Here is a 23,992-nt window from a genome sequence, read left to right as displayed (position 1 = left end):
GCCTTCTGGGATGTAATGTCCTGGGGGGCTTTTCTTTTGCCTGCTTACGTGCCTCCTGTCCTTAGTGTTTCTGCTCTTGCTCAGTCTTCCGGCTGCTCGGGCTGGTCTTGCTGCCAGCGGCCGTGAAGCTCTTCCATGATCTCTTCTGCATGGGCGTCGAACCAGGTGTCAAAGCCGGGCGTGTCCTTGGCAGAGATCGTCAGGGTAATACCTTTGGCGGTGGTTTTAATGCCTGCCACCTCAGCGCCGCCGTTGCCGGGCAGGGCGCGGACTTTCGGCGGGGCAGGGGCCGGTTCGGGTTCTTGCGGCACGTTCCGGGCATGTTTCAGAACCGCCTCGAACCGCCCGTCAGAGTCATAGGTCGTAAAGTCGGGCCGGTTCGTCCGGGTGATGGCCCGGGTCCGTGCCGGTGGATCGTCGAACAGCTTAACCAGCATCATCCAGCGGTCGCGGCCAATGCCGGGGGCTGAGCCGATCGTCCGCAGGAACGGCAAATCAAAGGCCGTGCCGACCTTGAGCATCCGCGACACCATCGGCAGGTCGATCGACAGTGCGGCGGCAATTGTCTGCCGTCCATAGCCATCCGCCTGCAACTGCGCCGCAAAGGCGGCCTTTTCAATGAAACTGAGGTCCTGGCGCGAGGTGTTTTCCTGGCCCTGGGCCATCACCAGCGCATGATCATCCAGCTGCCGCACCATCGCCTTGACCGGCTGGCCCAGCTCGCGCAGCGCCTTCAGGCGGCGGCGGCCATAGACGATTTCGAACCGCCCCTGTGTCTTGGGATGCGGGCGCAGCAGCACCGGCACCTGCTGGCCATAGGTCTGCAGGCTGTCCTTCAACTGGTTGAAAGCCGCCCCGTCCATGCCCAGGCGGTCCTCATAGCCCGCATCGTCGATCAGCGCGGTGTCGATCTCCTGCACCGCGCTTTCCTGCAGCTTGCTGAGCGAGGACTGCAGCGCCCCGACGGCGCCGCGCGGCATCATTTTGGGTTTCGGCCCGCCAGCGGATGCTGCGGGGGTGTTCAGGGCCGTGCTGAGAATGCCTTTGCGTGCCATCAACGCCTCCATGCGTGTTGAAGGAGCGATTCTATTTCATCGTTAACTTGATTCAGTGAATCGACCGCACGGTCATAGGTTGACCTGTGAAACTGGGATCTTTCCACCTCGTAAACGGTCTGCTGGGTCAGTCCTGCGTCGGAAATCGCGGTGGATTTCAGCATCGGGGCCACCATGACTTCTTCGCCGAACAGCTGCCGCATGAAGGCAACCACCTGTTGCTGCGGTCCGTCGTTGGGTTCGTACCGGTTGATCAGGAAGCGCAGAAAATCAAACTCCAGCGCGGCGCCCGCATTAGACACAACATCCAGCAGTTCGGCTGACATCTGCAGGAACTGCGACATCGACGCGATGTCGAGCATGTTCGGCACCACGGTGATGATCACGCCGGTCGAGGCACAGAGCGCCGACATGGTCAGGTAGCCCAGCTGCGGCGGGCAGTCGAAGATGATCACGTCGTAATCCTTCTCGACCTCCTGCAATGCTGCGGCCATGCGCGAGAAAAACGCTGGTTGAACGTTGTTCAAAAGGGCTTGAGGCGTCTCATGCTCGAATTCCTGCAGGATCAGCCCGCCGGGGGCCAGATCCAGACCGCTGAAGTAAGTCTGCTGGATGATCTGGCGCAGGGGCAGGGGGTCTTCATAGCGGATTGCGTCATAAATCGTCCCTGTTTCAAGGAAATCGACCTCGGGCCGATAGCCGAAAAGCGTCGTCAAAGACGCCTGCGGGTCGATATCCACTGCCAGCACCCGGTAGCCTTTCAGCGCCAGCCGCTGGGCGGTGTGGATGGACGAGGTGGTCTTGCCCGAGCCGCCCTTGAAGTTCAGGAAGGACAGCACCTGCACCTTGTCGCCGTCGCGGCGGCCGCGCAGATAGGTGCCGGGCGTTTTGGCCGCGGCATCCAGGATCTTGCGCATTTCCAGCAGATCAGCGGCGGAATAGTGGCGCCGCCCGCCCGGCGTGGTGTGCACCTCGGGCAGTTTGCCGTCAAAATGCAGCTTGCGCAGGAAACTGGAGGAAATGCCCAGCATTTCCGCCGCTTCGCCGGCGCTGAACAGACGCAATTCCTTCCTTGCATCCGGCGCGAAACTCGCCAGCATGTGGCTTTCGAGAGCCGCACTGAGGCTTTCCGCGTTTTCGCGGATTCGCTGATTGATGTGGAGTGCTACTGCCAACTGCTGCCCTCTCGATAGTAACGCTGTTTTGCGTCAGCGCTTTATTTATCGTTTCTATACGCAATGCGCACAGTGTTTTGCAATAGATTCCTTCATTTACAGGTTGCAGGCGGATGTCCGGGGTTTCTGACCGAAGGCCGGCTTTGTCCGTAAGTGATGGGTAATGTATTGAAATAAAACATTTAAATCAAGTTCTGCCAGGCGCGGTCGGGAAAAGCGCATTTTCCGGCCCTCTTTGTAGATGATCCGTAGATGGCGCATAGGCTGAGTCGCGGCAGATCGGGGATTCCCCCGGTTTTTGCCCGAACAGGCGTTACTTAGGGTCTGATTTGAGGTCTGACAGGGTCGGAGAATCCGCCGCAAAGCAAGGCAGCAGCCCCCTGGCCGCTTCCGCCGGGCGGAGTGTCGGTTTTTGCAATCGCATTTCGTAATCCTGCAGGTGAAGCCCGGAAATTTCAGAAAAACTCTCCGTCAAAGGAGACCCCTGCCATGACTGAGCAAGCCACTGCGACCCGTTCGCGCTCGGGCGGCCGCACCGCCCGCCGCGCCCTGCGCACCGCCCCGAAATTCGACATGCTCCCGGGCCTGACCCGCAATATCCCCCTGTGCGAGGTGATGGATGGCGCCCAAGTCGAGATGATCGACAACGCCTCGATGGATATTCTGGAAAACGTGGGCGTCCAGTTCCGCGATCCGATTGCGCTGGAAGACTGGAAGCGCGCCGGCGCCAAGGTCGAGGGCGAGCTGGTCTATCTGGACCGCGGATTGGTGCGGGAGCTGATTGCGACAATCCCCAGCGACTTTACCTATCACGCGCGCGATCCGCAAAAGAACCTGCGCCTGGGCGGCAAGCATTCGATGTTCATCCCGATGACCGGCGCGCCGTTCCTGCGCGATCTGGACGACGTGCGCCGCAACCCGATGATGGACGACCTGGCGATGTTCCACAAGCTGGCGCATATGATGCCGTCCTTGCACTCCTCGGCGCATCACATCGTGGAGCCCTATGATCACCCGATCAGCCAGCGGCATCTGCGGATCACCTATTCGTCGATGAAATATTCCGACAAGACGTTCATGGGCATGACCACTTCGCCTAAGAACGCCGAGGATGTGCTGGACATGTGCGCGATCCTGTTCGGCGCGGATTTCATCGACAGCCACCCGGTGGTGACCGGCAATTGCAACGGCAACTCGCCGCTGGTCTGGGACGAAACCATGCTGGGCGCAATGCGCGCCTATTGCCGCCGCAACCAGCCGGTGCTGTGCTCGCCGTTTGTGCTGGGCGGCGCCAATACGCCTGCCTCGGTCCCCGCCACCGTGGCGCAGCTGAATGCCGAGGCGCTGAGCGCGCTGGCCTATACCCAGGTGATCCGCAAGGGCGCGCCTGCGATCTATGGCCATTACCTGTCGACCGTCAGCATGAAGTCCGGCGCGCCGATGGCGGGGACGCCGGAAATCAGCCTGATGAACTTCATGATCGGCCAGATGGCGCGCTACTATGGCGTGCCGTGGCGGACCTCCAACACGCTGGGCGGGGCCAAGACGTTCGACGCGCAGGCGGGCTATGAGAGCGCCACCACACTGCAGGCGGTGATGCATGCCGGCGCCAACTATATCTGGCATTCGGCGGGCTGGAACGAGGCCGGGATGCATTGTTCCGTCGCCAAGTTCATCGTCGATGCCGAGCAATGCGCGATGGCCTACCGGATGGCAGAGGGGCCGAAATGGCATGACTTTGATCAGGCGCTGTCGGCGGTGCCGGATGTCGGGCCGGGCGGCCATTATCTGGGCCATCCGCATACCCAGGAGAATTTCCAGGAGGCGTTTTTTATGCCGGAGATGTTCGACAACAACTCGATCGAGCAATGGCAGGCCGAAGGCGGGGTTGAGATCACCGAACGCGCCCTGACCCGTGCCAAGAAGCTGCTGTCGGAATACCAGGAGCCGAAGCTGGACGAGGCCAGGAACGAAGAATTGCTGGACTACATCGCCCGGCGCGAACGCGAAATCCCCGCTGCGGATGAGCTGAACCAAAGCTACTGACCTTTCCCCCGACTGGCCCGCCCCGGCGATTAGCGGGCGGGCCTTTTTTCCAACAGGGCAAGCATATGAAAATCGCGGAAATCCATATTTATCAGCACGATCTGCCGGTGAAAAACGGCCCCTACACCATGGCCAACGCCGCGGTTTGGTCGCTGGACACAACGCTGGTGAAGCTGGTGGCGGACAACGGGTTGGAAGGCTGGGGCGAGACCTGTCCGGTTGGCCCCACTTACGCCGAATCCCACGCCGGCGGCGCCCGCGCAGCGCTGGCCGCGATGGCAGAGGGGCTGATCGGCGCCGAAATCGCACCCGTGACCCTGCACCGGCGCATGGACGGGCTGCTGAACGGACACAATTACGCCAAGGCCGCCATCGACATCGCTGCGCATGATCTCTTGGGCAAGCAGTTCGGCGTCAGCGTCTCAACCCTTTTGGGCGGTGCGTTCACCGACCGCGTGCCCTCCTACTATGCCACCGGCGTCGGCGCGCCCGATGATATCGCGCGGCTGGCTGCCGGGAAACTGGCCGAGGGCTATCCCCGCCTGCAGGTCAAGGTCGGCGGACGGCCTGTGGAACTGGACATTGAGACCATTCGCAAGGTCTGGGAACAGATTGGCGGTTCCGGCATGCGGCTGGCGGTGGACGGCAACCGCGGCTGGACCACGCGGGATGCGCTGCGCGTCAGCCGCGAATGCCCTGAGATCCCCTTTATCATGGAGCAGCCCTGCAACACGTTGGAAGATCTGCAGAAAATCCGCCCGCAGATAACCCACGGCCTCTACATGGATGAAAACAGCACCAGCCTGAACACGGTGATCACTGCCGCCGGCACCGGGCTGGTCGATGGGTTCGGCATGAAGGTGACACGGATTGGCGGCCTGCAGCCGATGCGCGCCTTCCGCGACATCTGCGAGGCGCGCAACCTGCCGCACACCTGCGACGACAGCTGGGGCGGCGATATCATTGCGGCGGCCTGCACCCATATCGGCGCCACCGTTAAGCCGGACCTGCTGGAGGGTGTCTGGCTGGCGGCCCCCTATATCGAGGGCAACTACGACGCGGAAAACGGTATCCGCATCGAGGGTGGCCATATCAGCGTCCCGCAAGGTCCCGGCCTGGGCATCACCCCGGACGAGAGCCTGTTCGGCGCGCCGGTGGCATCCTTTTGATTGGAGACAGAATTATGGAATTTCAGGGAAAATGCGCGCTGGTCACCGGCGCAGCAGGGGGCATCGGTGCCTCCATCGTGGAACGCCTGCGCGCCGCTGGCGTCAAGGTGGCGGTTGCCGACCGCGACACCAGCGGTATTGAGGCCGAAGCGCATCTGCCCGGCGATCTGCTGGACGCGGATTATGCCAACACCCTGCCGCTGGCCACCGCAGAGGCGCTTGGCGGGCTGGATATTGTTATCAACAACGCCGGCGTCATCACCCGCGGCCCGGTGACAGAGACCTCGGATGCCGACTGGGACCTGTCGATGGGCGTCAATGTGCAGGCGCCGTTCCGCATCTGCCGCGCCGCAATCCCGCTGATGGCTGAAACCGGCGGCGGCGCCATCGTCAACACCGCGTCCTGCTGGGGCGGCAAGGCTCCGGGGCTGAACCACGCGCTTTACTGCATGACCAAGGCGGCAATTGCCTCGCTGACCCAATGCATGGGGATGGACCATGCGCATCAGGGCATCCGCATCAACGCGGTCTGCCCGAACGAGGTGAACACGCCGATGCTGCGTTCGGGCTTTGCCAAACGCGGCTTTGACCCGGACTCGGCAGTGGCCGAGCTGGGCAAATCGGTGCCGCTGGGCCGGATTGCCGAGCCCGAGGATATCGCCGATGTGGTGCTGTTCCTCGCCTCGGACGCCGCCCGCTACATGTGCGGCGCGCTGGTTGAGGTGAACGGCGGGAAACCGGTGTCATGAGCCGGTTTGAAGGCAAGGTTGCGCTGGTCACCGGCGGCCGCAGCGGTATCGGCCAGGCCATCGCCCACCGTCTGCGCGACGAGGGCGCCCGCGTCTTCACTGCGCAGCGCGGCACGGATGCAAATTTTGAGGGCATCGCCGCCGATTTCACCGAACCGGACAGCCCGGCGCAGGTCATCGCCGAGGCCGTCAACAGGGCAGGGCGCCTTGATGTGCTGGTCAACAACGCCGGCATGATGCAGGAGGCCCGGGTCGAGGACATGACCCTCGCCGACTGGCAACGCAATTTGACCGTGAACCTGACGGCACCCTTCCTGATGATCCAGGCCGCCCTGCCGCATCTGCGCAAATCCAAGGGCAGTATCGTCAACACCGGATCCATCGAAGGCCTGGGCAGCAACCCCGGCCACGCCGCCTATTGCGCCTCCAAGGCCGGGCTGCATGGCCTCACCCGCGCGGTGGCGGTGGATCACGGAGCGGAAGGCATCCGCTGCAACGCGGTGGCGCCGGGCTGGATCGACACCGAGCTGAACCTCGATTTCATCGGCGCCATGCCCGATCCGGAGGCCTTCCGCCGCGATATCGCCGGCATCCACCCGGTGGCCCGCACCGGCAAGCCGCAAGAAGTGGCGGCGCTGGTGGCTTTCCTGGCATCAGACGACGCGGGCTTCATCACCGGCCAGGTCTATACCGTTGACGGCGGGCGAATGGCCAAGCTGAGCCTGCCTTGAACCAACAGCCGGACCTTCAAGGCCCGGCCCCGCTTCATCTTTGCAAAAATACTCCGGGGGAGGCCGCAGGCCGGGGGCAGCGCCCCCAACGCCTTATTCCTTCCCGGACCGCCATTCCTTCCACATCAGATAGGTGTTCGCCCCAAGCGAGGCAAAGGGTTCCGGCGGCAGCCTCGGCGGCTCCGGCTGGGCTAGAAAATGGCTGGCAATCTCCGATCCGCCCTGCAGCAGCAGTTCAGCCGCCCCCATCCCCTGCTGGGTGCCGCGGGCAATGCCAAGGCCGTTCTGGCAGCAGGCGGAAAAGACACCCTGTTCCAGCTCGCCAAACGCCGCAGACCCGTTGCGGCTGAGGCACAGCATCCCGGCCCAGCGGTGCTCCATCTGCACATCCCCCAGATGCGGGAAGCGTTCGCGGAACTTGCGGTCATGCACCCAGCCGGCATTGCGCAGGCGCATCCGGCTGGTCTCAATCGTGGGGTGAAAACTGGCGCAGGTGCGGATCAGGATGCGGTCGCCGTATGAGCCGGAAATTCGCCGCACCGAGGTGCCGACCGGGTCCGATGGCGTCACCGACCAGCGCGCTTCGCCGCCCAGCCGGGTGATCTGTTCCGGTGTCAGGCGTTTGGTCATCGAGGCATATAGGCAGATATGCATCAGGCGGCGCTGGTAAAAGCCGAAGCTTTCCAGATGGCCGTTGTTGGCCAGGATAATCCTGCCGGTGCTGATGCGGCCCTTGGGGGTGGAAACCAGCCAGCCTCTGCCCTGTTTTTCGAACCCCGTGGCGGGGGTGTTTTCAAAGACGCTGATTTGCCTGGCCAGATGTGCCGACAAGGCCCTGATATAGCCCGCGGGCTGGATCATCACCGTACCCGGCGCATAAAGGCCGGAGGTGTAATGCGGGCTGCCTGTCAGCGCCTGCATTTCCGTTTGCGAGTAGAGCGTATGCGGCTCGCCCAGCCGCTCCAGATGGGCGGCAAAGTCGCGGTTGTGCCGATCGCCTGCACGGGTGGCGGCGGCGTTGATTTTACCGGCGGGATCAAAGATCTCCTGCGGCAGCGCACAGTCTTCGGCGATGCCCTTGGCAAACGCGATGGCCTGGCGGTTCAGGGCAATGGCGGCGCGGTCGGCCTCCAACGCGTCGCCGGCGTAATTGTCCGAGGCCAGATCATGCGGCAGGTCGATCATAAAGCCGGAATTGCGTCCGGCAGAGCCTTCGGCGAATTGCCCGGCTTCCAGTACCGCGACCGTCAGGGACGGGTCCAGCTGATGCAGGCGCCGGGCCGCCGACAGTCCGGCAAATCCGCCGCCGATGATGGTCACATCGGCGGTCAGATCCTGGTCCAGCACCGGCAGCGGATCTTGCGGCGGCAGGATGGCATTCCATCCCGCCGCTGCGGTCTGCCGGGGCAGGCGTTTGGCGGTGTAGGTGCTCAATCCACGGCCTCATCTGCGTCGTCGGCCAGATCAATCCAGATGGTTTTCAGCTGGGTGTACTGGTCATGGGCATGGACCGAGTTGTCGCGGCCGCCAAAACCCGACTGCTTGTAGCCGCCAAATGGCGTGGAGATGTCACCCTCGCCAAAGCTGTTCACCGTCACCGTGCCCGCCCGGATAGCCCGCGCGCCGCGGATGGCGCGTTTGGCATTGGCGGTGAAGATCGACGCACAGAGGCCATAGTCGGTGTCATTGGCGATCCGGATAGCCTCGTCAAAGCCAGTGACTTCGATCACCGACAGGACGGGGCCGAAAATCTCTTCGCGCGCCAGCACCGCATCATTGCCGGGCACTTCAACCACCGTGGGTTCGACAAAGGCGCCATCATGCGATTTGCCGCCCAGAACCACGTTTTCCGCCTGCTCCAGATAGCCGCAGACCTTGTCGAAATGCGCGGGTGAGACCAGCGCGCCCATGCGGACCTCCGGGTCCAGCGGATCACCGATGTTCCACTGCTTGGCGTGATGCGCAATCCGCTCCAAAAGCTCGGCCTTCACGTCCTTATGCACGATCAGCCGCGAGGAGGCCGAGCAATTCTCGCCCATGTTCCAAAACGCGCCGTTCACCACATGGGCGGCAACCCGGTCCAGGTTTTCGGCGTCGTCCATCACGATGGCGGGGTTCTTGCCGCCCATCTCCAGCACCACTTCCTTGGCGTTGCTTTCGGCCGAATAGGACAGGAACCGCTTGCCGGTCACGGTGGAGCCGGTGAAGGACACCATGTCGATATCCATATGCCGCCCGATGGGCTCGCCCACGTTGGCGCCGCCGCCGGGAACAATGTTCAAGACACCGCGGGGCAGGCCGGCTTCCATCGCCAGTTCCGCCACCCTCAGGGCGGTCAGGGTGGTCTCCGCCGCAGGCTTCACCACAACCGAGCAGCCCGCCGCCAGCGCCGGGCCGATCTTCCACGCCAGCATCAAGAGCGGAAAATTCCACGGCAGCACCAGGCCGACCACGCCGATGGGTTCGCGCACCACCATGGCGATGTGATCATCCGAGGCAGGCGATACCTGGTCGTAGATCTTGTCGATCGCCTCGGCGTGCCATTTGATGCAGTGGATGGTCTCCGGCACATCAACGGTTTCGCAGTCATAGATGGTTTTGCCGCTGTCGATGCTCTCCATCACCGCCAGTTCACGCGCGTTGCGGGTCATCAGCTTGGCCAGCCGGATCAGCACGTCCTTGCGCTCAGACGGGTGCAGGCGGGACCAGCGCCCGTCGTCAAAGGCTTCGCGGGATTTTTCAACCGCGAAATCAACATCCTCGGCGCTGCAGGCGGCAATATCGGCGAGTTTCACTCCAGTGGCCGGGTTCACCGTTTCAAAGGTGTTTCCCGAAGCTGCCGGGCGGAATTTACCGTCGATGAAGGCACCAGTGGGCAGGGCCAGCCCTGCGGCGATGGATGTGTATTCGTCCTGGGTCAGCAATGTCATGGCTCAGCCCTCCGCCTGAATGTCGGCAATTTTCTGTTTCAGCACCCGCACAACCTGTTCCAATGCGCGTTTGTCGTCCTTGTTCAGCCCTTTCAGCGGAGCACGCATGGCACCGGCTGCGATGCCGTTCAGGGTGACGCCGTGTTTGATGGTCTGGATGAACTTGCCGCCCTGCTCCAGCACATGCATCAAGGGCATCATCGCCGACATGATGCGGCGGCCCTTGGTGTAATTGCCCTCCACCACGCAGGCGTTATACAGCGCCACATGTTCGGCCGGCAGGAAGTTCGATCCGCCGCAGACCCAGAACGGCGCGCCCCAGGCAAAGAATTCCAGCGCCTGATCATCCATGCCGCAGCCCAGCTGGATATGCGGATAGTCGCGGGCCAGCAGGTGCACCCGGTTGATATCGCCCGAGCTTTCCTTGATGCCGCAGAAATTGCGGCTGCGCCCGACCCGGTCCAGGAACTCCTCGCCCATCATGGTGCCGGTGCGGTGCGGGTAATTGTACAGCATCACCGGCAGATCAGCAGCCTTGTCGATGGCCAGCGCATTCAGCGCGTTTTCGCGGTCGGTCGGTACCGAATAGGGGGGCGAGGCCAAGAGGATACTGTCGGCGCCGATGTCGCGGGCACCCGCGGCCAGCGCCACGGAGTCGCCGGTCAGCATCGCGCCGGTGCCGACAACCAGCGGCAGCCGGCCCTTGAGCTGCTCATGGGTGAACTTTGCCAGCTCCAGCCGTTCCTCGACGGTCTGGGCATAGTTTTCACCGGTCGAGCCGCCGGAGATCAGGCCATGCACGCCGTTTTCAACCAGGTATTCGATCACCTCGGCCTGCGCGTCCCAATTGACGCTGCCGTCCTCGTGATAGGGCGTCACCACAGGGGTGTAGATCCCTTCAAAGCGGAATATTGGGGTCATTTTGTCCTCTATGCAGGGGTTTTGCGTGCGACCGTGCCCAGCGGCACGTCCAGCCCGGCGGGCATGACAAACAGTTCAATCCGGTCGCGTGACAGGTTCCAGTGATCAATCGCCAGCTGCGCCGCCGCCGCCTCGTCGCCCGTCTCAATCGCGGTGATGATGGCGTCATGCTGGGCGCTGGCTTCCGAGACGTTTTCAGCCATCTCGGGGCTTTGCGGCCGGTAAAAGGTCATCGAAATACGGGCGTGATCAATCAGCAGCCGCTGAAACGAGGGCAGCAGATAGATGTTGTCGGCCATCTCGCCGGTCACTTCGTGGAAACGGTTGTTGGCCATCGCCCGCTCGGCGCTGGAGCCGCTGCGCAGGGCGGCTTTGAAATCCTCCTGCGCGGCCTTCAGCACCTCGATCTGGGCGGGCGTTGCGTGTTTCGCCGCCAGTTGCAGCACCGCGCCATAGATCATTGGCGCCGCCAGGAAGAAATCGCGCAGGGTCATATGCGACATCTCGCTGACCCGGGCACCGCGGTTTTCGCGCAGATCCACATAGCCTTCGCCTGCCAGCTGGCGCAGCACTTCGCGCAAAGGCGTGCGCGACAGGCCGGTATCCTCGGACAGTTTCGCCTCGTCCAGATCGGCGCCCGGGCGCAGCTCCAGCGTCATGATGGCCGCCTTGAGACGGCTGTGCAGCTCGGCCTTACGGGTCTTGGAGGCGTCTTTCATGGATCTCTCTCCTGCCGCTGTTGCGGGTGGGATTCGTCGGGTCGCAGTCTCTATGTCATGACTATATGCGCCCTGTACAGAAAAAATACATATTGTGTACACGGAAAAAATATGATGTGTGCAGTTTGCGGGCGCTTTGCGCTGTGCAGCAGCTTGCGGCGGACGGGGCAGGGGGCGTAGCCTGCCCGGACCGCAGGGCTGTGTTGCACAGGGCGGTCCCGCGCGGTTTTTGTCAGGCGGTCACACCATGTCCAACACCCAGCATTTTGCCTTTCTTCTGGTCGAGGAATTCTCGCATCTCGCCTTTTCCTGCGCGGTGGAGCCCTTGCGTATTGCCAATCTGGTCAGCGGGCAGGACTTGTATGACTGGTCGTTCGGATCAGAGAACGGCGAGACCGCGACCTGTTCCAATGGCTCGGTGACGCTGGTGCATTACGGCTTTGATGCGATCCCGAAATGCCGCCAGCTGTTTGCCCTGTCCGGCATCCATATGCGCAACCATGTGACCAAGCCGCTGCTGGCAGCGTTGCGGCGCGAACGGGCGCGCGGTACGCGGATCGGCGCCCTGTGTTCCGGCGCCTGGGTGCTGGCTGAAGCCGGGTTTCTCAACGGCATGCAGGCGGCAATCCACTGGGAATACCACGACAGTTTCATGGAGGGCTTTCCGGAGGTGAACCTGGTGCGCAGCGTCTTTGTGGCCGATGAAAAGCACATGACCGCCTCGGGCGGCACCGCCACAGCGGATCTGATGCTGCACCTGATCGAACGCGATCACGGCTATGACCTGGCGGTCGCGGTGGCGGATCAGATGGTTTACAACGCGGTGCGCAATGCAACTGCCGAGCAGAAGGTTTCGCTGCAATCGCGCAACGGCATGCGCAACCGGCATCTGGCGCGGGCGATCCAGATGATGCACGACCATATCAGCGATCCCATCTCGCCTGCGCTGATTGCCGAGGATATCGGCATCTCCACCCGCCAGCTGGAACGGCTGTTCGGCAAATACCTGAACACCTCGCCCAAGAAATATTCAATGGAGATGCGGTTGGAGCGCGCCCGCAATCTGTTGATCCAGACCGAATCTTCGGTGACCGAGGTGGCGTTGTCCTGCGGGTTTGACAGCCCCGGCCATTTCTCAAGGGTGTACAAGGCTGCCTTTAACGTGACGCCAATGCTGCAACGGGGCCGGATCGACTAGGCGCACCGGAACAGCGCGCGCGTCCGCAAATTCCGTGCTGGTAATCAAAGGCGTATTTCCCATATTGAAATGAAGCCCTCTCATCCGAGCCGCATGCCAGGAGCCGCAGATGTCCCGCCGCCATTACAGCCTGCCGCCGCTGACCACCCTGGCCGCGTTTGAGGCCGCCGCCCGGCATCTCAGCTTTAAGAATGCCGCGCAGGAGCTGTCCGTCACCCCCGGCGCCGTCAGCCATCAGGTCAAGGCGCTGGAGGCCGAACTGCAGGTGCCGCTGTTTCAGCGCAAGCACCGCGGAGTCGAGCTGACTGAGGAAGGCGAGGCGTTGTTTGATACGCTGGCGACCTCGTTTTCCAAGATCTCGCTTAGCCTGAAAACCATCCGCGACCGCCATACCGGCGACACAGTGACCATCGGTTCCACCTCTGCGGTGGCCTCATTGTGGCTGTCGCCGTCGGTGGTGCGGTTCTGGCGCCGGCACCCGGATGTGAACGTCAACCAAATCGTCAACGACCGGCCCTTGCGCAGTATGCCCGACGTGGATTTCTACATCCGCTACGGGCGCGAGCGCGACACCAGGCTGCAACAGACCGAGTTGTACCGCGACCACCTGGTGCCGGTGGGCAACCGGGAACTGGCTGAAAAGCTGACCGGCTGCCCGCTGGAGGAACTGGCGCAGCAGCGGCTGCTGCATCTGGAATCCGACGACAAAAGCTGGACCACCTGGGCCGACTGGTTCCAGCAGCAGGGCTATGACGGCCCCATCGCGCCAGGGGTGCGGGTCAACAACTACTCGGTCGCGCTGCAGGCCGCGCAGGACGGAACCGGGCTGGCGCTGGGGTGGCAGCGCCTGCTGAACCCCTTGCTGACCACGGGCCAGCTGGTGCCGATCGGCCCGCATGTGCTGGCCGCCCCGCACGGGTTCCACCTGGTGGGCCGCCCGGATGCGGAAATGTCGGAATCCGCCCGGTTGCTTCGCAATTGGGTGATTGACGAGCTGAGTCACGCCTCAGATGAATCCAGCTAAGGTCAGCGCGAAGTTTTCTGATATTGAGTGAATCCGCTCTCTCCTTTCAATGGCGCACAACGCGCACATCTTTATTCAGGTTTGGAGAGACCCAGATGAACAAGCATGACACGCTTGCCCCGGTGATGGCTCCGGTCAACGTGGCCAACGGCCTGCCGAACGCCCATTACATCGACCCCGCCGTCTTTGCCGAAGAGAAACGCTCGGTGCTGTTTGCCAATTGGTCCGGCATCGGCTTTGGCAAGGATGTGCCGGAACCGGGCTATGCCAAACCGGTGGATTTCCTCGGGATGCCGCTGTTGATCGTGCGCGACAATGATGGCGAAGTCGGCGTTTTTCAGAACACTTGCCGCCACCGCGGCATGATCCTGGTTGAAAAACCCGGCAAGATCCGGGGCGCCATCCGCTGCCCCTATCACAGCTGGTGCTATGGCCTGAACGGCCGCCTGGTCTCAACCCCGCATGTGGGCGGCCCCGGCAACAACAAGCATGAAGACATCAAGCTGGACGAGCTGGGCCTGGTCCGCATCCGTTCCTATGTCTGGCGCGACGTGATCTTTGCCAATGTCGACGGCAACGCGCCCGCGTTTGAAGACGCCCACGCTGGCCTTCTGGAACGCTGGAAGGAATTTGAGACCCCGGTGCATCACGGCGGCGAAACCTCGGGCTTTCAGCTGGAGGTCAAAACCAACTGGAAACTGGCGGTTGAGAACTACTGCGAAAGCTACCACCTGCCCTGGGTGCATCCGGGGCTGAACAGCTATTCCCGGCTGGAAGACCATTACAACATCGAGGTTCCGGGCCATTATTCTGGCCAGGGCACCCTGGTCTACCGCCAGATGAAGGGCGAAGACGGCACAATGTTCCCGGATTTCGAAGGGCTGAGCAGCAAATGGGACGAGGGCGGCGAATATGTGGCCGTCTACCCGAACGTGCTGCTGGGTGTGCAGCGTGACCATGCCTTTGCGATCATCCTTGAGCCGGTCGACACCGAAAACACCGTTGAACACATCGAGCTCTATTACGCCAAATCCGCCGATGACACGCCGGACCTGGAACAGCTGCGCGATGAGAACGCCAAACTGTGGAAGACCGTGTTCGAGGAAGACGTCTTTGTCGTCGAGGGCATGCAGAAGGGCCGCCACGGCGAGCTGTTCGACGGCGGCCGTTTCTCGCCCGCGATGGACGGGCCGACCCATAACTTCCACGCCTGGGTGGCCGATCAGGTGACCAAGGGCCGCGCGGCATGAGCCGTTTTTTAAACGACGGTCTGGCCAGGAATTTCCTGGCCGGAGCCTGGGCCGAGGGCGATGGCGGCAAACGCATCGCCGTTGAGGACCCTGGCAACGGCCGCCATGTGGCTGATTGCGCACTGGCGGGCGAGGAAAGCCTGGCCCGCGCACTGGAAGCCGCCCGCGCCAGTTTTGACCGCGGCGATCTGGCGGCCATGAAGCCCGCAAAACGCGGCCAGCTGATGCAGCGCATTGCAGCGGAAATCCGCGGCATCGCGGGTGAGGGCGCAGAGCTTTTGTGCCGCGAAAGCGGCAAGAGCCTCAGCGCGGCGCATGACGAATTCGAAGAAGCCGCGCAGTATTTCGAATATTACGGCGGCATGGCCGACAAGATCGAAGGCAAGTCGATCCCGCTTGGCCCGGATTACGCTGATTTTACGGTCTATGAGCCTTATGGCGTCTCTGCCCAGATCGTGCCTTGGAACTTCCCGGTTTCGATTGCCGCACGCTCGCTGGCGCCTGCGATGGCGGCGGGCAACTCGGTGATCATCAAATCGCCGGAGCTGGACCCGATGGCGCTGGCGATGCTGGGTGTCGCATTGGAACGCGCTGATGTCCCCGCGGGGACAGTGTCGATTCTGAACGGCATCGGTGCAGACCTTGGCGCGCGGCTGGTGGAAAGCAGCCAAATCGACCAGATCGTCTTTACCGGCTCGGTGCCGACCGGCCAGGCGATCCTGCGCGCCGCGGCCAATCCGGTGACGCCCGCGCTGATGGAGCTGGGCGGCAAATCCGCGGCTGTGGCGTTTGAGGATGCCAACCTCGACACGCTGATGTCCAGCTTGCAAAGCGGCATCTTCTATAACGCCGGTCAGGTGTGTTCGGCGATGTCTCGGGTGCTGGTGCACCGTTCGATCTATGACGAGGCGGTGGAACGCGCCGCGGCGCTGGCAAATGGTCTCAGCGTTGGCCACGGATTGGACAACCCCGGCCTCACCCCGGTGATCTCGGCGCGTCAGCTGGACGGCATCGAAACACTGGTGGCCACCGCCCGCCAAAGCGGTGCCCGCGCAGCATCTGGCGGTGCCCGGCTGGAACGCGACGGCTACTTTATGGCGCCGACCATTCTGGCGGATGTGGATCCCGCGTCCCGTGTCGCGCAGGAAGAGATCTTTGGCCCCGTCACCTGCTTCACCCCCTTCGACACCGAGGCCGAGGCGATCGCCATGGCCAACGGCACCGCGTTCGGGCTGGTGGCCGGCGTCTTTACCCGAGACCTCGCACGGGCGCACCGGGTCGCGAACCGCCTGCGCGCCGGGCAGGTGTTTGTGAACGAATGGTTCGCTGGCGGCATCTCGACCCCGTTCGGCGGCGTTGGCAAATCGGGCTTTGGTCGTGAAAAGGGATTGGAGGCGCTTTATAATTATGTGCGCACCAAGAACATCGCGATCTCGCTGAAGGGCTGAGGGATGGAGCGTGCAGATCTCGACCGCGCACTTTTGCAGGCGCATGAAGATAAGGACAATGCCGAGCTGGTGCGGCTCTATACGCTGGCCGGGGACAGGGCTGAGGAGGCAGGCAATATCGACGCCGCCTGCTTCTACCTGACCCACGCATTTGTCTTTGCGCTGGAAGCGGGTCTGCCGGAAGCCAGGGAACTGAACCGCCGCCTGGCGGAGCGGGGCCGGGCGCATCCGCTGGATCTATGACACAGGTTTCAGGGTGTTGTCCCCACGGGGACAGCAGCCTGTTTGGCCGGCAGGGGAGGGCCGGCCAGTTTTATTCAGGGAGAGACACTCATGATCCCCAGTAAAATGGCAGCCGTGCTGCTAACCGGCCACGGCGGTATCGGCAAACTGGACTACCGCACCGATGTGCCGGTGCCGCAGCCCAAGGCCGGCGAGGTGCTGATCCGCATTGCGGCGGCGGGCATTAACAACACCGACATCAACACCCGGATCGGCTGGTACTCCAAGGCGGTGGATGCGGACACCAATGCGGGCGGCGCCACCGGGTTTGACAGCGTCGATGACGACGATGCCAGCTGGTCCGGCAAGCCGCTGGAATTCCCGCGCATTCAGGGCGCGGATGCCTGCGGGCACATCGCAGCGGTGGGGGAGAGGGTCGACCCGTCCCGTATCGGCGAGCGGGTGCTGGTGCGCAACATGCTGCGCTCTTACGTCGATTACCGCCCCTTTGAGTGCTGGACCTTCGGCAGCGAATGCGACGGCGGTTTTGCCCAGTTCGCGGTCGCCCCGGCGCGCGAGACCCATGCAGTGAACTGCAACTGGTCCGATGCCGAGCTGGCCTCGATCCCTTGCGCCTATTCGACGGCTGAGAACATGCTGCACCGGGTTGGCCTTGGCGCCGAAACCGTGCTGATCTCGGGCGCGTCGGGCGGCGTCGGCTCTGCCGCCGTGCAATTGGCCAAGCGCCGCGGTGCCACCGTGATCGCGCTGTCCTCTGCTGCGAAGGCGGAGGAGGTGCTGGCGCTTGGCGCCGACCGTGTGGTGGACCGCAACGCTGATCTGCGCACAGAGCTGGGCGAGGGATCCGTCGATGTGGTGGTCGATCTGGTCGCTGGCCCGCAGTGGCCTGCGTTTATGGACGTTTTACGGCGCGGCGGGCGTTATGCCACCGCCGGCGCCATTGCAGGGCCGATTGCTGAGATCGACGTGCGCACGCTGTACCTGAAGGACCTGACCCTGATGGGCTGCACCTTTCAGGAGGATGAGGTGTTCGCCAATCTGATCTCATATATCGAGGCCGGGGAAATCCGCCCGCTGGTCGCCAAGACTTATCCGCTGGCTGAGATTGCAACCGCGCAGGAGGACTTCCTGAGCAAGAAACATACCGGCAAGCTGGTGCTGATGATCCCGGAGGCCGAGGCGTGAAGATCAAGAAAATCGAATTGTATCAGCTGGACCTGCCCTATTCCGGCGGCACCTACATGCTGTCAGGCGGACGGGAGTACCGCAGTTTTGATGCCTCTTTTGTGCGGATCACCACCGACACCGGACTGGAAGGCTGGGGCGAGAGCACGCCGTTCGGCGCCACCTATATCGCCGCGCACGCCTTGGGTGCGCGAGCGGGGATCGTCGAGATTGCGCCGTATCTGCTGGACCGTGATCCGCGGCAGATGGACCGCATCAACGATGCGATGGACGAGGCGCTGCTGGGCCACAATCACGCCAAATCGGCAATTGATCTGGCCTGCTGGGACCTGTTCGGGAAATCGGTGAACCTGCCGGTCTGCGAATTGCTGGGCGGCTCTACGGGCAAACGCCTGCCGGTGATCTCTTCGATCTATGCGGGCAGCCCTGAGGACATGCGCGCGCGCGTCGCGCAGCACCGCGAGATGGGCTATCTGGGGCATTCGGTCAAGGTCGGCGCGCTGGACAGCGAAGGCGGCCCGGCGCTGGACGCGGAGCGTATCCGCGCGTCCTTGGCGGACCGGCAGCCGGGGGAGTTCTTTCTGGTCGATGCCAATGGCGGGCTGACGCCGGAGACCGCCTTGCGGATACTGCGGATGCTGCCCGAGGGGCTGGATTTTGTGCTGGAGGCGCCTTGCAAGACCTGGCGCGAGACGATGTCGCTGCGCAAGCGCTGCAGCGTGCCGATCATCCTGGATGAGCTGGTGCAGCAGGATGAGGACATCGCGCTGATGCTGGTCGAGGACGTGGCCGACGGCATCGGCCTCAAGATCTCCAAGGCGGGCGGGCTGACCCATGGACGGCGGCACCGGGACATGTGCCTGGCTGCCGGTGCGACGGTCAGTGTGCAGGATACCGTCGGCTCTGCCGTGGCGTTTTCCGCCATTGCGCATCTGGGCGCCACGGTGCCGGAGCGGTCCCTGCGCTGCATTTTGGACTGCCGCGATATGGTGACGCTGAAAACCGCGGAATTCGACGCGCCTGTGCAGGACGGCGGCGTGCTGGTGCCGGATGCGCCGGGGCTTGGGATCACCGTTGACCGTGATCTGATGGGCGCGCCGCAGGCTGTCTGGGAAGCGTGAGATTAGCGCAAAATCCGCAGGCCTGTCGCGAATCACATGCGGGCTGCCGCAGGCGTTAGCGCCATCACATTGGACCGCCCCGGCAAGCGTTGCTTGGACGGGGTGTTTTGTCCACAGGCAGGGCGTGCGATTGCCGCTTCCGGGTGGCGCATCTGACGTATTGGCAGGCTGCAGATGCGGCATTCTGGCTTAGAAGCTGCGATCACGGAGGAATCTGCCCGGCAAGCAGGGGGGCGGCCTTGCCATTCGGCGGCAAATTTGATTCGAGTGCGCCCGATCAAACAGGGCCGGACCCGGCTGGTGAAGAGTCAAAAGCGACCGTATCTTGCGTTTTCTTTGTCTCCGCCGCCGGAAACAGATAAGTACCGCCACGGGAATCGGCCTCACAAGGACGTAGCGCAAATATGAAGACATTTAACTTGAGGAAGGGGCTGGATCTGCCGGTGACAGGCGCGCCGGAACAGACCATTCACCCCGGCCCGGCCATCACTTCGGTGGCGGTTCTGGGCCCCGATTATCTGGGTTTGAAACCCCGCATGCTGGTGCAGGAAGGCGAGGAGGTCCAGCGCGGAACTCCGCTGTTCTGCCACAAGGATGCCGAAGCCGCGATGATGGTCGCGCCGATGACCGGCAAGGTCGTGGCAATCAACCGCGGTGCGCGCCGGGTGCTGGAAAGCGTGGTGATCGCGGTTTCCGATGCGGACGACAACGGCGTTGATTTCTCGGCCACCGGCAATGCCGATACTGCCGAGGGGCTGACCGAAAAGCTGTGCGCGGCTGGTCTGTGGACCGCGTTCCGCACCCGTCCTTATTCCAAGATGCCGCAGCCGGGTTCCAAGCCGGGCGCGATCTTTGTGACTGCGATCGACAGCGAGCCGCTGGCGGCTGACGCTGCCGTGATCATCAATGATGCGGCTGAGGCATTTGCGGCAGGTCTGAAAGCGCTGACCCTGCTGACCGAGGGCACCACCTATCTGTGCCAGAAGGCTGGCGACAGCATTCCGGGCACCGATGTTGCCGGGGTTGAGGCGGCGGCCTTCTCCGGCCCGCACCCTGCAGGTCTTGCCGGGACCCACATCCATTTCCTGAAACCGCTGCGCGCCGAGGATCAGGTCTGGACGATTTCCTATCAGGATGTGATCGCCATCGGCCGCCTGCTGCTGACCGGCCATCTGGACCCTTCCATTGTTGTTGCGCTCGCCGGGCCTGCGGCGCGCGAGCCGCGTCTGGTCCGCACCGTGATGGGGGCCTCCACCGATGAGCTGACCCGCGGCGAGATTGCTGCGGACGGCCCGGTGCGGGTGATCTCCGGCTCTATCCTGTCGGGCCGTCAGGCTGCGGGCTCGTTTGCATATCTGGGCCGGTTCGCCCGTCAGGTTGCCCTGATGGAAGAAGACCGCAAGCAGATCCCGCTGGGCTGGATCCGCCCCATGGGCGGCAAATACGCGGTGCAGCCTGTGCTGGGGTCCGCCCTGTCGCGCAAGCTGTTCAGCCTGACCAGCAATCTGAACGGCGGCCGCCGCGCGATGGTGCCCACCGGCACGTTTGAGCAGCTGATGCCGCAGGACTATCTGCCGACACAGCTGTTGCGGGCATTGCTGGTGATGGACACCGACACCGCGCAGGCGCTGGGTGCGCTGGAGCTGGACGAAGAGGACATGGGCCTCGTCGGTTTTGCCTGCCCCGCCAAATATGAATACGGGCAAGCGCTGCGCGACTGCCTCGCCAAGATTGAAAAGGAGGGCTGAGCCGGATGGGATTGCGCAGCTTCTTTGACAGGATCGAGCCGCACTTTGAAAAGGGCGGCAAATACGAGAAACTCTTCCCCGTCTATGAGATGGTGGAGAGCTTTCTTTACACCCCCAAGACTGTGACCACCGCAGCGCCGCATGCGCGTTCATACGTCGATATGAAGCGGATCATGACCTATGTGGTGATCGCCACTATCCCCTGCATTCTGTGGGGTATGTGGAACACCGGCTATCAGGCGAACGCGGCGATTGCCGGGCTTGGCGCTGATGCCGCGACCGGCTGGCGCATTGCCATTCTGCAGATGTTCGGCATTTCGCTGGATGCGGCGAACCCGATGGCCAATATCGCGCACGGGTTCCTGTATTTCCTGCCGATCTATTTGGTGACGCTGATTGCCGGCGGCATTTTCGAGGTGATCTTTGCCACCGTGCGCGGCCACGAGGTGAACGAGGGCTTCCTTGTGACTTCGATGCTTTACACGCTGATCATGCCGGCCTCGGCGCCGCTGTGGCAGGTGGCATTGGGCATCATCTTTGGCGTGGTGATCGGCAAGGAAGTTTTTGGCGGCACCGGCAAGAACTTTCTGAACCCCGCATTGACCGGCAGGGCGTTCCTGTATTTCGCCTATCCGGCGAACATGTCGGGCGACAGTGTCTGGACCCCGGTTGACGGGTTTTCCGGCGCCACCGCGCTGGGTGTGACAGCCGCCGACGGTGTGCAGGCGCTGGCTGCCAAGGGCATCGAATGGTCGGACGCCTTCATTGGCACCATTCAGGGCAGCTTTGGCGAGACCTCGACCGTGGCCTGCGCCATTGGTCTGGCCTTCCTGCTGTTCACCAAGATCGCCAACTGGCGCCTGATCGCGGGCTGTTTGGGCGGGATGATTGCGTTCTCGCTGCTGCTGAACCTCATCGGCTCCGACACCAACCCGATGTTTGCAATGCCGTGGTACTGGCACCTGGTGCTGGGCGGCTATGCGTTCGGTCTGGTGTTCATGGTCACGGAACCTGTGTCCGCATCGCACACCAACGCGGGCCGCTATATCTATGGTGCTCTCATCGGTGTGATGGTTGTGCTGATCCGGGTGCTGAACCCGGCCTTCCCCGAAGGCATGATGCTGGCGATCCTGTTCGGCAACGTCTTTGCACCGCTGATCGACTACTTCGTCGTGCAGGCCAACATCAAACGGAGGGCGCGCCGCCATGGCTGATACCCAAAGCAAGGGCCTGATCGGCCGTTTCCTTGCCGCATCGCCGGATTCGGTTGGCAAGACCGTGTTCATTGCTGTCGCCGTCTGTCTGGTGGCCTCGATGATCGTGTCCTCCGCCGCTGTCAGCTTGCGCCCGGTGCAGGAAACCAACCGCAAACGCGACAAGCAGCTGAACGTGCTGCAGGTGGCGGGATTGTATGAGCCGGGCACAGATGTCGCCGAAGCTTTTGCCGCGTTTGAACCGCAGGTGCTGGATCTGCAGACCGGTGAATTCACCGATCAGTTCGACGCCGCCAGCTTTGACGGTCTGGCCGCCGCGCAGGACCCGGAGCTGAGCCGCGCGCTGGACAATGATCCGGCCGGCATCGGCCGCCAGTCGCGCTACAAGACCGTTTACCTGCTGCGCGACGACGCGGGTGCGCTGGACAAGGTGATCCTGCCGATCCACGGCTATGGCCTGTGGTCGACCCTCTATGGCTTTATCGCGGTTGAGGAGAACGGCAACGACATCTTTGGTCTGCAATTCTACCAGCACGGCGAAACCCCCGGCCTGGGCGCCGAGGTGGACAACCCGCGCTGGAAATCCCTGTGGAGCGGCAAGAAGCTGCATGACGCTGATGGCGAATTGCAGATCACCGTTGCCAAGGCGCAAGGCCCGGCCGGGCCGGAGCACCACATTGATGCGCTGGCCGGCGCGACGCTGACCTCTGTCGGTGTCGACAACCTGGTGAAATTCTGGATGGGCGAAGAGGGTTACGCACCCTTCCTGACCGCCCTGCAAGCGGGAGACTTCTGATGTCGCAGACCAAGAAGGAAATGCTGGTCGACCCGCTGGTCGACAACAACCCGATCACGCTGCAGGTTCTGGGCATCTGCTCGGCGCTGGCGGTGACATCGTCGCTGCAGGTGGCCTTTGTTATGACCCTGGCGGTGACTTTTGTGACCGCGTTCTCGTCAATGTTCATCTCGGTCCTGCGCAACCAGATCCCCGGCTCGATCCGGATCATCGTGCAGATGGTGATCATCGCGTCCCTGGTGATCCTGGTGGATCAGGTGCTGAAGGCCTATGCGTTCGAGATCTCAAAAACCCTGTCGGTCTTTGTTGGCCTGATCATCACCAACTGTATCGTGATGGGCCGCGCCGAAGCGTTTGCGATGAAGAACCCGCCGGTCGCGTCCTTTATCGACGGCATCGGCAACGGTCTGGGCTATGGGTTGATCCTGATGCTGGTCGGCGTGATCCGAGAGCTGTTCGGCTCTGGCTCGCTGTTCGGGATCACCATCCTGGAGACCGTGAACAACGGCGGCTGGTATGTGCCCAACGGCCTGCTGCTGCTGCCGCCCTCGGCGTTCTTTGTCATCGGCTTGCTGATCTGGGGCTTCCGCACTTGGAAACCGAACCAGGTGGAAGAGCGTGAATATAAAATCCAAACCGTGGAGGCGCACTGATGGAAGGGCTGATTTCACTCGCCGTCAAGGCCATCTTTGTTGAAAACCTGGCGCTGTCCTTCTTCCTGGGTATGTGTACCTTCATTGCGGTGTCGAAAAAGATCTCGACCGCGCTGGGGCTGGGGATTTCGGTCATGGTGGTGCAGGCCATCACCGTGCCGGCCAACAACCTGCTGCTGACTTACCTGCTGAAACCCGGCGCGCTGGCCTGGGCCGGCTTCCCGGATGTGGATCTGACCTTTCTTGGTCTGATTTCGTACATCGGGGTGATTGCGGCGATGGTGCAGATCCTGGAGATGATCCTGGATAAGTATTTCCCGCCGCTCTACAACGCGCTGGGGATCTTCCTGCCGCTGATCACGGTGAACTGCGCCATTCTGGGCGGTTCGCTGTTCATGGTGGAACGCGATTACAATTTTGCCGAAGCAACCACCTATGGCCTGTCTTCCGGCTTTGGCTGGGCGCTGGCGATCACCGCGATGGCCGGTGTGCGCGAGAAGCTGAAGTATTCCGACGTGCCGGACGGTCTGCAGGGCCTTGGCATCACCTTTATCACCGCGGGACTGATGGCGATGGCCTTTATGTCCTTCAGCGGCGTCAAACTGTAAGGAGAGCGC

Annotated in this window: 22 protein-coding genes; 16 read left to right on the top strand and 6 right to left on the bottom strand. The window is 62.7% G+C overall.

Features of this window, described 5'->3' with window-relative positions; genetic code table 11:
• Positions 1-80 precede the first annotated feature (80 nt).
• Positions 81-1,055, bottom strand: a complete 975-nt coding sequence (repB, locus tag ETW24_RS21205; protein WP_129373087.1) for a plasmid partitioning protein RepB — start codon at positions 1,053-1,055, stop codon at positions 81-83.
• Positions 1,055-2,230, bottom strand: coding sequence for a plasmid partitioning protein RepA (repA, locus tag ETW24_RS21200; RefSeq protein ID WP_129373086.1), 1,176 nt, complete (start codon positions 2,228-2,230; stop codon positions 1,055-1,057). Before repA ends, repB begins: the two co-directional genes overlap by 1 nt.
• Positions 2,231-2,719: 489 nt before the next feature.
• On the opposite strand from repA, the gene ETW24_RS21195 reads away from it, so the two are divergent.
• The 4 genes from ETW24_RS21195 (at position 2,720) to ETW24_RS21180 (ending at position 6,925) form a co-directional block, all read left to right on the top strand.
• Positions 2,720-4,276, top strand: coding sequence for a trimethylamine methyltransferase family protein (locus tag ETW24_RS21195; protein ID WP_129373085.1), 1,557 nt, complete (start codon positions 2,720-2,722; stop codon positions 4,274-4,276).
• A gap of 65 nt (positions 4,277-4,341) precedes the next feature.
• Entirely contained in the window at positions 4,342-5,445 is a 1,104-nt protein-coding gene (locus tag ETW24_RS21190; RefSeq protein ID WP_129373084.1) for a mandelate racemase/muconate lactonizing enzyme family protein, read from the top strand.
• A 14-nt stretch (positions 5,446-5,459) separates the two neighbouring features.
• Positions 5,460-6,194, top strand: coding sequence for an SDR family NAD(P)-dependent oxidoreductase (locus ETW24_RS21185; protein WP_164982798.1), 735 nt, complete (start codon positions 5,460-5,462; stop codon positions 6,192-6,194).
• Entirely contained in the window at positions 6,191-6,925 is a 735-nt protein-coding gene (locus ETW24_RS21180) for an SDR family NAD(P)-dependent oxidoreductase (RefSeq protein WP_129373083.1), read from the top strand. Before ETW24_RS21185 ends, ETW24_RS21180 begins: the two co-directional genes overlap by 4 nt.
• Positions 6,926-7,018: 93 nt before the next feature.
• On the opposite strand, the gene ETW24_RS21175 is transcribed toward ETW24_RS21180, so the two are convergent.
• Genes ETW24_RS21175 through ETW24_RS21160 form a run of 4 tightly spaced genes read right to left on the bottom strand, consistent with a single transcriptional unit; the run spans position 7,019 to position 11,495 of the window.
• The gene (locus tag ETW24_RS21175; RefSeq protein ID WP_129373082.1) at positions 7,019-8,359 is read right to left on the bottom strand and encodes an NAD(P)/FAD-dependent oxidoreductase; all 1,341 of its coding nucleotides are present in this window, start codon (positions 8,357-8,359) and stop codon (positions 7,019-7,021) included.
• Positions 8,356-9,855, bottom strand: a complete 1,500-nt coding sequence (locus tag ETW24_RS21170; protein WP_129373081.1) for an aldehyde dehydrogenase — start codon at positions 9,853-9,855, stop codon at positions 8,356-8,358. Before ETW24_RS21170 ends, ETW24_RS21175 begins: the two co-directional genes overlap by 4 nt.
• A gap of 3 nt (positions 9,856-9,858) precedes the next feature.
• On the bottom strand, positions 9,859-10,776 hold the full coding sequence (locus ETW24_RS21165; protein ID WP_129373080.1) for a dihydrodipicolinate synthase family protein: 918 nt from the start codon (positions 10,774-10,776) through the stop codon (positions 9,859-9,861).
• An 8-nt stretch (positions 10,777-10,784) separates the two neighbouring features.
• Positions 10,785-11,495 carry a GntR family transcriptional regulator gene (locus ETW24_RS21160; RefSeq protein WP_129373079.1) on the bottom strand — a complete coding sequence of 237 codons (711 nt, stop codon included), beginning with the start codon at positions 11,493-11,495 and terminating at the stop codon, positions 10,785-10,787.
• Positions 11,496-11,742: 247 nt separating this feature from the next.
• Here ETW24_RS21160 and ETW24_RS21155 point away from each other — a divergent pair, with 247 nt between their 5' ends.
• The 12 genes from ETW24_RS21155 (at position 11,743) to nqrE (ending at position 23,983) form a co-directional block, all read left to right on the top strand.
• Positions 11,743-12,693 (top strand): GlxA family transcriptional regulator, encoded by a 951-nt coding sequence (locus tag ETW24_RS21155; RefSeq protein WP_129373078.1) that lies wholly within the window; start codon positions 11,743-11,745, stop codon positions 12,691-12,693.
• A gap of 109 nt (positions 12,694-12,802) precedes the next feature.
• A complete protein-coding gene (locus ETW24_RS21150; RefSeq protein WP_129373077.1) occupies positions 12,803-13,717 on the top strand; it encodes a LysR substrate-binding domain-containing protein in 915 nt (304 codons plus the stop codon).
• A gap of 95 nt (positions 13,718-13,812) precedes the next feature.
• A complete protein-coding gene (locus ETW24_RS21145) occupies positions 13,813-14,967 on the top strand; it encodes an aromatic ring-hydroxylating oxygenase subunit alpha (protein WP_129373076.1) in 1,155 nt (384 codons plus the stop codon).
• Positions 14,964-16,415, top strand: coding sequence for an aldehyde dehydrogenase family protein (locus ETW24_RS21140; protein ID WP_129373075.1), 1,452 nt, complete (start codon positions 14,964-14,966; stop codon positions 16,413-16,415). Before ETW24_RS21145 ends, ETW24_RS21140 begins: the two co-directional genes overlap by 4 nt.
• Before the next feature lie 3 nt (positions 16,416-16,418).
• The gene (locus ETW24_RS21135) at positions 16,419-16,658 is read left to right on the top strand and encodes a hypothetical protein (RefSeq protein ID WP_129373074.1); all 240 of its coding nucleotides are present in this window, start codon (positions 16,419-16,421) and stop codon (positions 16,656-16,658) included.
• Positions 16,659-16,748: 90 nt separating this feature from the next.
• Positions 16,749-17,843: an alcohol dehydrogenase family protein gene (locus ETW24_RS21130; protein WP_129373073.1), complete on the top strand. Its 1,095-nt coding sequence runs from the start codon at positions 16,749-16,751 to the stop codon at positions 17,841-17,843.
• Positions 17,840-18,964 carry a mandelate racemase/muconate lactonizing enzyme family protein gene (locus tag ETW24_RS21125; RefSeq protein ID WP_129373072.1) on the top strand — a complete coding sequence of 375 codons (1,125 nt, stop codon included), beginning with the start codon at positions 17,840-17,842 and terminating at the stop codon, positions 18,962-18,964. The genes ETW24_RS21130 and ETW24_RS21125 overlap by 4 nt, the downstream gene beginning before the upstream one ends.
• A gap of 404 nt (positions 18,965-19,368) precedes the next feature.
• Entirely contained in the window at positions 19,369-20,712 is a 1,344-nt protein-coding gene (locus tag ETW24_RS21120; RefSeq protein ID WP_129373071.1) for a Na(+)-translocating NADH-quinone reductase subunit A, read from the top strand.
• A 5-nt stretch (positions 20,713-20,717) separates the two neighbouring features.
• Positions 20,718-21,926 (top strand): NADH:ubiquinone reductase (Na(+)-transporting) subunit B, encoded by a 1,209-nt coding sequence (locus tag ETW24_RS21115; RefSeq protein ID WP_129373070.1) that lies wholly within the window; start codon positions 20,718-20,720, stop codon positions 21,924-21,926.
• The gene (locus ETW24_RS21110) at positions 21,919-22,722 is read left to right on the top strand and encodes a Na(+)-translocating NADH-quinone reductase subunit C (RefSeq protein ID WP_129373069.1); all 804 of its coding nucleotides are present in this window, start codon (positions 21,919-21,921) and stop codon (positions 22,720-22,722) included. Before ETW24_RS21115 ends, ETW24_RS21110 begins: the two co-directional genes overlap by 8 nt.
• On the top strand, positions 22,722-23,375 hold the full coding sequence (locus tag ETW24_RS21105; RefSeq protein WP_129373068.1) for an NADH:ubiquinone reductase (Na(+)-transporting) subunit D: 654 nt from the start codon (positions 22,722-22,724) through the stop codon (positions 23,373-23,375). Before ETW24_RS21110 ends, ETW24_RS21105 begins: the two co-directional genes overlap by 1 nt.
• Positions 23,375-23,983 (top strand): NADH:ubiquinone reductase (Na(+)-transporting) subunit E, encoded by a 609-nt coding sequence (gene nqrE / locus ETW24_RS21100; protein ID WP_058284773.1) that lies wholly within the window; start codon positions 23,375-23,377, stop codon positions 23,981-23,983. The genes ETW24_RS21105 and nqrE overlap by 1 nt, the downstream gene beginning before the upstream one ends.
• Positions 23,984-23,992 lie beyond the last annotated feature (9 nt).

Source organism: Leisingera sp. NJS204, assembly GCF_004123675.1.
GTDB lineage: Bacteria > Pseudomonadota > Alphaproteobacteria > Rhodobacterales > Rhodobacteraceae > Leisingera.
This window is presented reverse-complemented; position numbering and strand designations above follow the sequence as displayed.

What these genes read in the sequence shown, in the direction of transcription:
- repB (WP_129373087.1), bottom strand. Translation starts at nt 1,055, where the DNA reads ATGGCACGCAAAGGCATTCTCAGCACGGCCCTGAACACCCCCGCAGCA.
- ETW24_RS21195 (WP_129373085.1), top strand. Translation starts at nt 2,720, where the DNA reads ATGACTGAGCAAGCCACTGCGACCCGTTCGCGCTCGGGCGGCCGCACC.
- ETW24_RS21190 (WP_129373084.1), top strand. Translation starts at nt 4,342, where the DNA reads ATGAAAATCGCGGAAATCCATATTTATCAGCACGATCTGCCGGTGAAA.
- ETW24_RS21185 (WP_164982798.1), top strand. Translation starts at nt 5,460, where the DNA reads ATGGAATTTCAGGGAAAATGCGCGCTGGTCACCGGCGCAGCAGGGGGC.
- ETW24_RS21180 (WP_129373083.1), top strand. Translation starts at nt 6,191, where the DNA reads ATGAGCCGGTTTGAAGGCAAGGTTGCGCTGGTCACCGGCGGCCGCAGC.
- ETW24_RS21170 (WP_129373081.1), bottom strand. Translation starts at nt 9,855, where the DNA reads ATGACATTGCTGACCCAGGACGAATACACATCCATCGCCGCAGGGCTG.
- ETW24_RS21165 (WP_129373080.1), bottom strand. Translation starts at nt 10,776, where the DNA reads ATGACCCCAATATTCCGCTTTGAAGGGATCTACACCCCTGTGGTGACG.
- ETW24_RS21160 (WP_129373079.1), bottom strand. Translation starts at nt 11,495, where the DNA reads ATGAAAGACGCCTCCAAGACCCGTAAGGCCGAGCTGCACAGCCGTCTC.
- ETW24_RS21155 (WP_129373078.1), top strand. Translation starts at nt 11,743, where the DNA reads ATGTCCAACACCCAGCATTTTGCCTTTCTTCTGGTCGAGGAATTCTCG.
- ETW24_RS21150 (WP_129373077.1), top strand. Translation starts at nt 12,803, where the DNA reads ATGTCCCGCCGCCATTACAGCCTGCCGCCGCTGACCACCCTGGCCGCG.
- ETW24_RS21145 (WP_129373076.1), top strand. Translation starts at nt 13,813, where the DNA reads ATGAACAAGCATGACACGCTTGCCCCGGTGATGGCTCCGGTCAACGTG.
- ETW24_RS21140 (WP_129373075.1), top strand. Translation starts at nt 14,964, where the DNA reads ATGAGCCGTTTTTTAAACGACGGTCTGGCCAGGAATTTCCTGGCCGGA.
- ETW24_RS21135 (WP_129373074.1), top strand. Translation starts at nt 16,419, where the DNA reads ATGGAGCGTGCAGATCTCGACCGCGCACTTTTGCAGGCGCATGAAGAT.
- ETW24_RS21130 (WP_129373073.1), top strand. Translation starts at nt 16,749, where the DNA reads ATGATCCCCAGTAAAATGGCAGCCGTGCTGCTAACCGGCCACGGCGGT.
- ETW24_RS21120 (WP_129373071.1), top strand. Translation starts at nt 19,369, where the DNA reads ATGAAGACATTTAACTTGAGGAAGGGGCTGGATCTGCCGGTGACAGGC.
- ETW24_RS21115 (WP_129373070.1), top strand. Translation starts at nt 20,718, where the DNA reads ATGGGATTGCGCAGCTTCTTTGACAGGATCGAGCCGCACTTTGAAAAG.
- ETW24_RS21110 (WP_129373069.1), top strand. Translation starts at nt 21,919, where the DNA reads ATGGCTGATACCCAAAGCAAGGGCCTGATCGGCCGTTTCCTTGCCGCA.
- ETW24_RS21105 (WP_129373068.1), top strand. Translation starts at nt 22,722, where the DNA reads ATGTCGCAGACCAAGAAGGAAATGCTGGTCGACCCGCTGGTCGACAAC.
- nqrE (WP_058284773.1), top strand. Translation starts at nt 23,375, where the DNA reads ATGGAAGGGCTGATTTCACTCGCCGTCAAGGCCATCTTTGTTGAAAAC.